Raw genomic sequence first — 9147 nt, 5'->3', positions numbered from 1 at the left:
GTAAGCACGCGGTGAACTCACATTGTTAATCCTTGTGCGACTCGGCACGCTTGAACCTCATGTTCACTACGCAGGTTCCCCCATGCCAAAATCTCGCCATACCCTCCAACAACAGCAGCAACATGTCGCCGACTGGCAATTCAGCGGCCTGTCCCGCACTCAGTACAGCCTGCAACACCATCTCAATGTCAAAACCTTTTGCAACTGGGTCGGCAAGTGGACCAAAATCCCAACGTCACCGGCCGCTGAACCCCCTTTTATTCCGGTGACTGTTGCCCCTGAAGAGGCACCGCTATCCCTCCCCAACATAGACCCGCATATGCCCGCCATTACCCTGAATTTAAAACGGTGCTCCATCACCTGCCAGCCCAGCCAGTTGCCGGCCATCATGGCGGAGCTCAACCTATGCTAATGCCTCATGCCATCTGGCTGGCCCGTGAGCCGACCGATATGCGCCGGGGTATTGATACCCTGACCCGGCTGGCCGATGAACACTTGCCCTCGCCCTTACCGCCGGGAACCGCGGTGGTTTTCTGCAACAAGGCACGCTCACGCATCAAAGTGTTGCAGTGGGACAAGCACGGCGTCTGGCTGTGCACCCGCCGGTTGCATCAGGGCCACTTCACCTGGCCCCGCCCCGGGGATACCGCCTGGCCGCTGACGGCAGAGCAGTTCGCCTGGCTGACCAAGGGGGTAGACTGGCAACAGGTTGAGGGGCTTGACCTGCCGGGCTGGGAAACCTGAGACGTTAAACGTTAACGTCATGATATGACGTGATTATCACCGTCCGTTATGTCAAGCTGCTGATATGGATATCGACGCGCTGTTTACCACACAAGATCCCCATGAGTTACGTGTCCGGGCTCTGGCCCTGCTCGAAGCTCAGGCTCACTACATCCAGGCCCTGGAAGACGCGCTGAAGGCCGGCCGTCGCTGGCGCTTCGGCCGCAAGAGTGAAGCCTTCCAGGGCGAACAGCGGAGCCTGGCGGAAGAGGATGTCGATGCCGACACCGCCGACCTGGAACAGCAGTTGGCGGCGGTGTTACCGGCAGGCAAGGCGCTCCCTGGCACACCGCCCAAACGCCAGCCATTGCCGCCAGAGTTATCCCGTGAAACGGTCCGTCTTGACCTGAGCAGTCATGACTGCCCCGACTGCGGGCACGCCCTGCGCCCCCTGCGTGATGAGGTGAGCGAACGGCTGGAGTACATTCCGGCTCGGGTGGTGGTGCATCGCACGGTGCGCCCGCACTACAGCTGTCCCTGCTGTGAAACCGTCCATACCGTTCCCTTACCGCCTCAGCTTATCGAAAAAGGCCAGCCCGGTCCGGGGTTGTTGGCCCAGGTCACCGTAGCCAAATGCAGTGACCATCTGCCGCTATACCGTCAGCAGAAAATCTACCTGCGTCACGGTATCGATATTCCCTGCAGCACGCTGGCTGGTTGGTTCGGTGCGGTGGGGGCGGCACTGAAGCCACTGGCCGACGCCCTGCGGCAGGACCTGCTGCAGCAAGCGGTACTGCAGGCGGATGAGACACCGTTACTGTTGCTCAATCCCGAAAAAGGTCACAGCCAGAAGGGGTATCTGTGGGCCTACGTCAGCGCCGCCGGGGCAGACAGGGCGGTGGTGCTGTATGACTGCCAGCCGGGCCGCAGTGGCACCTATGCCAGCGCGATGCTGGATAGCTGGCAGGGTACGTTGGTCGTGGACGGCTATGCCGGTTACCGGGCGCTGTTCGACGAAGGTAGCGTGAAGGAAGCCGGCTGCTGGGCGCATGTGCGTCGGAAGTTCTTCGACCAGCACAAGGCGAACGGCAGTCCGGTGGCAGAAATCGCCCTGGCCACTATCCGCGAGCTGTACAACCTGGAGCGACGGATAAAGCAGCGCCCGGCAGAACAACGACGACGATGGCGACACCGTTATGCCAAACCGCGGTTGAAGGCGTTCGAAAGCTGGTTACAGGTGAAGCAGCAGAAGACGGCACCAAACTCGGGGATACGCAAGGCCATCGACTATACGTTGAAGCGATGGGCGGCGTTACTGGTCTATCTGGAGGATGGTCGGGTACCGATAGACAACAACCGGGCGGAGAACGTGATACGTCCGGTGGCGGTTGGGCGCAAGAACTGGCTCTTCGCAGGCAGTCTGCGAGCGGGTCAGCGAATGGCGAATATCCTGAGTCTGCTGGAGACGGCAAAGCTGAACGGTTTGGAGCCGTATGCCTGGTTGCGTGATGTACTGACGCGGTTGCCGTCGTGGCCGAACCGGCGGTTGAATGAGCTGCTGCCGTACGCCGGCAATACCTTCCGTTAGTCCTCTGAAAATCCAAAACACAAACTCACCTTGCAACGCAAGGTGAGTTCACCACGTGCTTACTTTTATTTATCACGAACGTAAAGAGAGAAAAGAGACAGCCAGGGCCACAGAGTCGTTTAAAAAAATAAGCTAATGAGCCGATCACAAAACCGCCTTCGTGGCGGTTTTTTGTTTCTGGGGCCAGATAACTTCAGGACTTGAGTTTGCCGCTTCAGGCGTCACAACATGTAAGGCCATCCAGCACAGAAAGATCGAAGATGATGATTGAGGGTCCGTGAAGATAAGGATCGGTCCATGCACCTTCCCAGTCATAAACGCCGTGAAGTCCGCAGGTTCTGAACAGCTCGATGCTCTCTTCCGAATTAACACCTCTGTTGCCAGTGTAGAGCATTTTACCTTTGAAATTCTGGTAATGAGGTTGCGCTAACCCATACCATTCCCTTCCTTGCGAGAGTGACGTGCTGATCCCGACCGGGAGATGGCGATGCAAAAGTTCCGCAACTCGCGGCTGTTCACTGAGAGGTTTGCTGAAATCCGCGAGCAGCGCCCTCTCCGATAGCTTACATTGGTAAACAAGCGGGGAGTCCCCGTTACGGCATTTGTAACGGGCATGATTACGAGCGCCGGCAAAGTTATTGGTAAACCAGATAGCATCGATTGTGCCTGCTTCCCCTGTGCCCTTGAAGGAGGTATCAAACTCGGTGAAGCGTGCGCGCGATCCGTGAAATAATTCCATTTAATCCTCCAGTTTCAGGGTTGCCTGTCGGGTTTAGGCAAGCTCTGAGGCTGCATAGTATTTTTACCGATCGTTGTGTCCGGCTCCTGACGATTCATGCCAGTGTAACCCGCCTGCTGGCGCTGCAAAGGATGAGTCAGAGGTACGGTTTTACCGGACGACGCATTGAAGTGCGGAATGTACTGAATGGTACCCTGCACAAACGCTTTATCTCCCCTGACTTCCACCGTCTCCCCGCTTTTCTCCCCGGTGATGTGCAACGCCATCGCCAGATTTTTACCCTTCTCAGCCGGAGCATCGGCAACCTCAATATACAATCCACGATCGAGCAGCACCGGCTTACCTCCGGATGAATACACTACCGCACCATCACGATTCACTGTCGTATCGTAACCACGAATCTGCGACGGACGAATATCATCAGCAACTGAGTGAAGAATAATATTGTCAGAGATAGCCGCAGTACGGTTCTTCCGCTTCTCGCGATATGCCCAGCCGCGCAGCTGGGAAATTGCCGCTGCGTCATTACCGGTAGCCTGCACTTCCACCCAAGCCCGATACGACAATGGACGGGAACCCGGCATCTCTTTCATCGCCTTCCGCTCATCCCAGATCTGCAAACGCAGAGCAGCCATATCCTTCATCTTCTCCACTTCAAGCGCGCGGAACATCAGCTTACGCAAGAGAGGATCGCGTTCAGTCATGCGAACATTATTTTTGCGAATACGATATCCGGCCGCCAGTTCGCGAAAACGCGTCCGGGCAGCATCAGCTGAGATCCCTGGTCGGACAAAACTGGTTTTGTATGCCTTGTAGCGTGCAATCAGATCCTGGCGAGCCTCCGCACGGGCATTACGACGTTCTGTTCTGGCACCTTTGTCACGACGGTGAAGGCGATTATCGTACTGAGATTCAATATCCACAGCACTCAGTAGAACATCTCTGCCTTGCCGATTAACCTCACAAACAACGGAGGCACGGGTAAAGGCACCAATCAGTTCCTGCTGACAATTCAGCGTCAGTTCCGGATGAAGATCGCTGGCTTTAATTGGTGCCTGTTCATCATTGGCGACGTCGTAAATCGCAAGTCCCTCACCTTTCTGGCGCAACTCAAGTCCGGCCGCGATCAGAATGTCATGCACCCCGTCCCAGTCATAGCTCCCGCCCAGGAACAAAGCATCCATCTTCTCCCGACAATTATCCACCGCATAAGAAAACAGACTTTCCTTGTCACCGAAATGTTCCAGCTGGCGTGCAGCTGCAGGGGCAGATTTATAGAATTTCTGGCGACGAACAATCGCGCCGGAATCATTCACCATGTAAGGACCGTTATCGTGCTTCCAGCCGTTCCTGAGCTCCAGCTCGCGACAGCTGCGGTCGAGAGTGAAGCGGTCGTTATACAGAGAAGCAGCTTTGTAGCTGACCGGATTGATACGGTTAACGGTCAGGTGGCAGTGCAGATTATCGGTGTCATCATGGATGGCGAACACATACTGATGCCCCTCCATACCCAGGCGCTTAAGGCAGTGCCTGGCTGAGTCAAAAATCTGATCTGGCGTAGGCCTTTCAGATTCTGGCCATGACAGAATGGCATGATAGACTGGGTCATTGCAGCGGGTGTTTTGCACGGCAACCATATCCATTTCGGTGGAGGCAGTGGCAAGAGAAAAGCAGTTGGTCTCACAGATGACTTTATCGCAACGCACCTGCTGACGTCCGTCCGGGAACGTTGCGATAACATCCTGTGAATCTGGCAGCGCGTTACGTGTCGCGTACCCAACCAGGTCATTGAAGATTTTATCTTCTGACCGTGATTTGCGAACAAAAGGACGCTCTGGCGACAGCGTTTCGCTCATCTCAACATCATCACGCAGGATGGTGTAGGAGACGAGTTGCACGAAGCTGGACTTACCATCACGACGTCTTTCGGCCACGACTGCGAGCATGTTAATCCTCAGTATTGTTCAGGCTCTCTGCCCGAAATTTCATTAGTGTCTTCTGAAGCGCCGCCAGCGTATCAGCAAACTGTTTACTTAGTTCTGCGGTCATCATCCCCTGCTTTTGCATCTCGCTGTACAGATGCTTTTGCAGGCCACCCAGCTTCAGAATCTCATTCATTTGCTTGGTATCACCTTTGGCCACAATGCGACGACCAAGGGCTGAACGCCGGAGAAATTCTCCTGTTGAGATACCTGCAGCTTTCGCGCTGGCCTGTATCTGCTCCTTCTCTTCCGGGTAACACCGCACACTTCCAAGAAGCGCCGTTCTCTGGCGTCTTTCACTCTTACTCATCTTCAATCCTGCTCGGCCTGCAAGGCTGGCACCGTAATAGGGTGTCGGGACGGAGTCCTGACCAGGGCGTTTTGTGGGACCGTCTGCGTGCAGGCGGTGCTACAAAACATACCCTGTCCCACGTTTCACTTAAGATTTCGATTCCTGACCGGAAGTATATGTGATTTCGGCTGCGCCGTCACTGGCTTACGCCAGAAATGCCGGGTTCTGGCACTGAGTTATTTCGGGAGGTATACTCGTAGCCTGGAATTGAGCACACAAAAACAGGAAATTGAAGAATGGCTGAGAAGAAATGGTATAGCGTCGAGGATGTGGAGCTGGCTAAATCATCACTGGATGATCTGCCAGATTTGACACCAACACGCCTCACTAAAACAGACGTGCTGGAGCAGTTGAAAGGAAAAATTATTGAGTTGGCGAATAACAAAGGTTACAGCGTGGAAGATATTCGAAGTGCGCTCGAATCTGCCGGGATACCAACCAGCGTGAAGGCCATCCGCGAGATTCTGAGTTCTGCCAAAAAAGCACCAGCGCGCACGTCAAAAAGCAGAAAGCCCGCAACAACGGTTAATGATAAACCAGCTCAATAATTGACGGTTTTTAACTAACCTCGGAAGCCCATGGGGGCGGACAGGAGAAAGAAAAACGGCACCACTGTGACGATTTTCTTTCTCCTGGCGGGGGATTTCATTTTGAGCCGGTTCAACACCGGTGAAAAATGACCGGGGTAGAAGGTGGCAGAGGTTTCCCCCTGCCTTTCCCTGTCAGGCTTTCAGTGCCTTCATTTTTTCAGCCATCTCCCACAACGCCCGATTTAGCTTCACATCGCCATCAATGCCATTGACCGGGCGCGTACGCTGGAATTTTCCTTTCGCATTCTTTCCCCAGACGCCGCCCTTCGTCATGTTCTCCTGAACGCGCTGATAGGTTGTCCAGAGGTCATTGTGTTTATCCTCATCACGGCGGGTCTGCAACACATCATCTGGCGTCAGCGGAATGTGCTTGCCTTCACCTTTATCGTCATATTTCCAGTTCAGTGCGATCTCGGCAAAAATTCGCTGCTCGTCTTTTCTGAGTCCGATTTCTTTCATCTCACCGCGCGATTCTTTCACGCCGTCGAAAATGTCCAGTACTTCATAAGCACCCTCGATCACCTGCCCGACAACGTCCCCTTTGTGTGGTACGCGGATTTCTCCAAACGTTTTCCCGCAAACCATACCGTTCATACAAACGAAGCGGAACATGCCGGGGATCATCTGATAGCTGCTGCTGCCGTCGTGGCTGTTGAGAAGAATAATTTCCGGCACCTCCTCTCCTGCAATTTCCCCCTCACGGCGCAGGCGCAGCATGTGCTTGGTATGCTCACGCTTTCCGGCGTCACGCGTACGCGTCTGGCAGGCAAAGAAAGGCTGAAACCCTTCTTTGCGCAGATTATCCAGCAGGGTGATTGTCGGGATGTAGGTGTAGCGTTCGCTGCGGGACTCATGCTTTTCCTCAGAAAAGACGCTCGGAACAAAGCGCATGAGTTCATCGTTGGTCAGCGCGCGTTCTTTACGAATGACGTTAGCAGAGCGGAAAACAGATGATAAACGGGCCATGGTGATTCTCCTCAGGGGTTATAAAGTGACTTTCTTCTGGCGTCGTCCTTTTGATGGTGATTCACCATCGCTGGAGGCCGTTGCCGTGATGAAATGACCGGTCTGGACCTTCAGTGAAGCCTGCAAGGGAGCTGTCCGAGGCCGCAGCGCAAGCGACTGACCAGCGGGAAGGCGTGCGAACGGGGGAGGAAAGCAGGCTTTAGCCGTGCCCTTGCAGGGTGAACGGTCCAGGCCAGTGTCTTTCACGGCAAAGGCAGACTGCGATGAATCCGGTAACGAAAAGGGAAACGCCGGAAGGAAGTGGCGGGCAAGGCCCGTATCCCTGAAGGGGACGAAAAGCGACCCTGGTTGGGGCGGCGCTGGCGCAAGCCAGCTGCAAGCCCGGGGGGCTGTCTGGCGGGAAGAAATTGGCTGATCGGGAAGCATATTGCCCCGAAAGTTCGGGGCAGTATCATCACCAGTCAAATGTCTGGAACCCGTCCAGACTATCTCCGACGGCAGAAAAATGGATCATGCTGATATTGGCCTGCCTGATGCCGTGCCAGATAACCCAACGGGCAGCACCTGATAACCCTTCCCGTTTCAATTTCAGGAGAGGGAATCTAACGGCATCGAGGCGGATCATGAATCCCACGCCGGTGTCATGGATCCATTCCCGGGTAGACGTGTCGCGAGTCAGATCACCCAGCAGATGGCTGTCAGCAAGCGTAATATGGGTGGTGGAGCATTCAAGAACCGGGCGCATCACTCTTGCGCCCAGCGTGAACGTTTTTCCCCATCCAAGTTTTTCAACAACATCATTCCAGGCCCACTCTTCGTCTTCCGGAACAGGCAGGGTCAGTAACTGATACGGAACACCCAACGTCTCCGACAGATGCACGCCCACATCGCAGACGGGATCATCCCTCTGGGCAAAATCGGCACAGGCCAGACAGTTTCCGTGCAGGTAAAGCGCCTCATCGCAGTTCTCAAGCTGAATCACCGTGACGCCATACGGCGCACCTTCTGTAATTTTTTTCATGTCGGGCTCCATTGTCCCTGGCTGATTCTTCTGGCGTTCAGCGGCTCAATGCCGGTGAGCGCCAGTCGGGGGTTAAATACCGCCCCTTGCGGGGCGGTAGTCATTACGCAAGACCTTTGACGGTCTCCAGAGAGCGGAGCAGATGCCCCCACTCTGCCCCGTTCAGCGCCGGAACGCGGACAGGTTTGTTGAGGCCTTCACTGCGCACAATGCGACGTCCCAGCCTTTTCAGACGACGTGAGATGTCTTCCTCCGGTAACGTTTCACGGCGAAAACGCGGGTGCGCGCAGACCGGTTGACCGGCGGCCTGTGCTTCTGCACGGCGCTTTACAAAATATTCCTGACATGCGAGGATAAAACGGTCTTTCATGATGTAACTCCATCTGAGACTTGTAGTTTCCGGCCTGCTCGAACAGACCGGGGATGATTAAGCAGAGCGACCGCTCTGCTTTTTTATTGCCGCTTAAACGGCAATCCCTTCGGCATCAATAAACGCCTTAACCTTTTCCATAATTTCGCTGTGTGTGAGCGTGGCGTGGTTGCGCATCTGGAAAAAGCGCGTGCCGTATTGGGCAAAAATGTCAGTGATGTTGCCGCTGTACATTTCGCTCAGCTTGAATGACTGGCTGTCAGCCGTTCCGCGCCAGTCGAGCGGCGGAAGCACTTCCAGCATGTCCATAAACCGCGCTTCATTGATTTCGGTCACCGGCTGATAATTTGCCTGGGCAAAACGGGCCTGCGCCTCTTCCACCGTCACCAGCTCCCAGTGATCGCCATGAGCATTCAGCTCCTCCAGCGTCTTCGACGTGGCACAGGCCGTGGTACGCCACGCACCCTCGACGAAGTGCGCTTTACGCCAGCCGTTGAATCCACAAGATTTGCTCCAGAATGCCATCGCGTTCATTGCTCATTTCCTCACTGGTTGTGCCCTTCGGCTTCTTTCTGGTGTCCCCTTTTTCCGTTTCCGGAAGGCGGGGAGCACGTTGCTGTGACACATGACCGCCCTGTTCCATCGGGGACGGAAACAAGGGGGATGACAAAGCCGCAGCGCAAGCGACTGACCAGAGGGAGGGAGTGCGAACGGGTGCCGGCATCAGGCTTCAGCCGACCCTTGTTTATGGACCGGAACAGGGCAGTGTCAGTCACAGCAAAAGTGAACACCGCTGACAACGGGGGCAAAGTGGGC

At 55.2% G+C, this 9147-nt stretch carries 11 protein-coding genes; 4 read left to right on the top strand and 7 right to left on the bottom strand.

Annotated features, from left to right (window positions below; all coding sequences use genetic code 11):
* Positions 1-82 precede the first annotated feature (82 nt).
* From tnpA to tnpC, 3 genes are all read left to right on the top strand, one after another.
* Positions 83-412, top strand: a complete 330-nt coding sequence (tnpA, locus tag ADK28_RS31795) for an IS66 family insertion sequence element accessory protein TnpA (protein WP_049191698.1) — start codon at positions 83-85, stop codon at positions 410-412.
* Positions 406-744 carry an IS66 family insertion sequence element accessory protein TnpB gene (tnpB, locus tag ADK28_RS22215; RefSeq protein ID WP_048795397.1) on the top strand — a complete coding sequence of 113 codons (339 nt, stop codon included), beginning with the start codon at positions 406-408 and terminating at the stop codon, positions 742-744. Before tnpA ends, tnpB begins: the two co-directional genes overlap by 7 nt.
* Before the next feature lie 64 nt (positions 745-808).
* Positions 809-2311, top strand: a complete 1503-nt coding sequence (gene tnpC / locus ADK28_RS22210; protein ID WP_048795398.1) for an IS66 family transposase — start codon at positions 809-811, stop codon at positions 2309-2311.
* Positions 2312-2525: 214 nt separating this feature from the next.
* On the opposite strand, the gene ADK28_RS22205 is transcribed toward tnpC, so the two are convergent.
* The 3 genes from ADK28_RS22205 to mobA are packed head-to-tail and all read right to left on the bottom strand — an operon-like array spanning position 2526 to position 5342.
* Positions 2526-3050, bottom strand: coding sequence for a hypothetical protein (locus ADK28_RS22205; protein ID WP_048796681.1), 525 nt, complete (start codon positions 3048-3050; stop codon positions 2526-2528).
* Between the two features lie 14 nt (positions 3051-3064).
* Positions 3065-4996 carry a TraI/MobA(P) family conjugative relaxase gene (traI, locus tag ADK28_RS22200; protein ID WP_048796680.1) on the bottom strand — a complete coding sequence of 644 codons (1932 nt, stop codon included), beginning with the start codon at positions 4994-4996 and terminating at the stop codon, positions 3065-3067.
* A 1-nt stretch (position 4997) separates the two neighbouring features.
* The gene (gene mobA, locus ADK28_RS22195; protein ID WP_048796679.1) at positions 4998-5342 is read right to left on the bottom strand and encodes a plasmid mobilization protein MobA; all 345 of its coding nucleotides are present in this window, start codon (positions 5340-5342) and stop codon (positions 4998-5000) included.
* A 278-nt stretch (positions 5343-5620) separates the two neighbouring features.
* On the opposite strand from mobA, the gene ADK28_RS22190 reads away from it, so the two are divergent.
* Positions 5621-5932 carry a hypothetical protein gene (locus ADK28_RS22190; protein ID WP_048796678.1) on the top strand — a complete coding sequence of 104 codons (312 nt, stop codon included), beginning with the start codon at positions 5621-5623 and terminating at the stop codon, positions 5930-5932.
* A gap of 174 nt (positions 5933-6106) precedes the next feature.
* Here the strand turns inward: ADK28_RS22190 and ADK28_RS22185 are convergent, their stop codons facing one another.
* The 4 genes from ADK28_RS22185 to ADK28_RS22170 all read right to left on the bottom strand — a co-directional run bounded on the left by ADK28_RS22185 (position 6107) and on the right by ADK28_RS22170 (position 8865).
* A complete protein-coding gene (locus ADK28_RS22185) occupies positions 6107-6940 on the bottom strand; it encodes a DUF932 domain-containing protein (protein ID WP_048796677.1) in 834 nt (277 codons plus the stop codon).
* Positions 6941-7394: 454 nt separating this feature from the next.
* Positions 7395-7961 carry a DUF5983 family protein gene (locus ADK28_RS32545; RefSeq protein ID WP_048796676.1) on the bottom strand — a complete coding sequence of 189 codons (567 nt, stop codon included), beginning with the start codon at positions 7959-7961 and terminating at the stop codon, positions 7395-7397.
* A gap of 103 nt (positions 7962-8064) precedes the next feature.
* Complete coding sequence (locus tag ADK28_RS22175) at positions 8065-8331, bottom strand: hypothetical protein (RefSeq protein WP_048796675.1); 267 nt, start codon at positions 8329-8331, stop codon at positions 8065-8067.
* A 93-nt stretch (positions 8332-8424) separates the two neighbouring features.
* Positions 8425-8865, bottom strand: a complete 441-nt coding sequence (locus tag ADK28_RS22170; RefSeq protein WP_048796674.1) for a DUF1419 domain-containing protein — start codon at positions 8863-8865, stop codon at positions 8425-8427.
* Positions 8866-9147: the final 282 nt, after the last annotated feature.

This window comes from Serratia sp. 506_PEND (assembly GCF_001076875.1).
Classification (GTDB): domain Bacteria; phylum Pseudomonadota; class Gammaproteobacteria; order Enterobacterales; family Enterobacteriaceae; genus Serratia; species Serratia marcescens.
The sequence above is the reverse complement of the archived record's forward strand: the minus strand, read 5'-3'. Positions and strand labels throughout refer to the sequence as shown.

Bases quoted from the DNA above. Each gene is read 5' to 3' on its own strand.
- tnpC (WP_048795398.1), top strand. From the start codon at position 809: ATGGATATCGACGCGCTGTTTACCACACAAGATCCCCATGAGTTACGT.
- ADK28_RS32545 (WP_048796676.1), bottom strand. From the start codon at position 7,961: ATGAAAAAAATTACAGAAGGTGCGCCGTATGGCGTCACGGTGATTCAG.
- ADK28_RS22175 (WP_048796675.1), bottom strand. From the start codon at position 8,331: ATGAAAGACCGTTTTATCCTCGCATGTCAGGAATATTTTGTAAAGCGC.
- ADK28_RS22205 (WP_048796681.1), bottom strand. From the start codon at position 3,050: ATGGAATTATTTCACGGATCGCGCGCACGCTTCACCGAGTTTGATACC.
- ADK28_RS22190 (WP_048796678.1), top strand. From the start codon at position 5,621: ATGGCTGAGAAGAAATGGTATAGCGTCGAGGATGTGGAGCTGGCTAAA.
- tnpB (WP_048795397.1), top strand. From the start codon at position 406: ATGCTAATGCCTCATGCCATCTGGCTGGCCCGTGAGCCGACCGATATG.
- ADK28_RS22185 (WP_048796677.1), bottom strand. From the start codon at position 6,940: ATGGCCCGTTTATCATCTGTTTTCCGCTCTGCTAACGTCATTCGTAAA.
- traI (WP_048796680.1), bottom strand. From the start codon at position 4,996: ATGCTCGCAGTCGTGGCCGAAAGACGTCGTGATGGTAAGTCCAGCTTC.
- mobA (WP_048796679.1), bottom strand. From the start codon at position 5,342: ATGAGTAAGAGTGAAAGACGCCAGAGAACGGCGCTTCTTGGAAGTGTG.
- ADK28_RS22170 (WP_048796674.1), bottom strand. From the start codon at position 8,865: ATGAACGCGATGGCATTCTGGAGCAAATCTTGTGGATTCAACGGCTGG.
- tnpA (WP_049191698.1), top strand. From the start codon at position 83: ATGCCAAAATCTCGCCATACCCTCCAACAACAGCAGCAACATGTCGCC.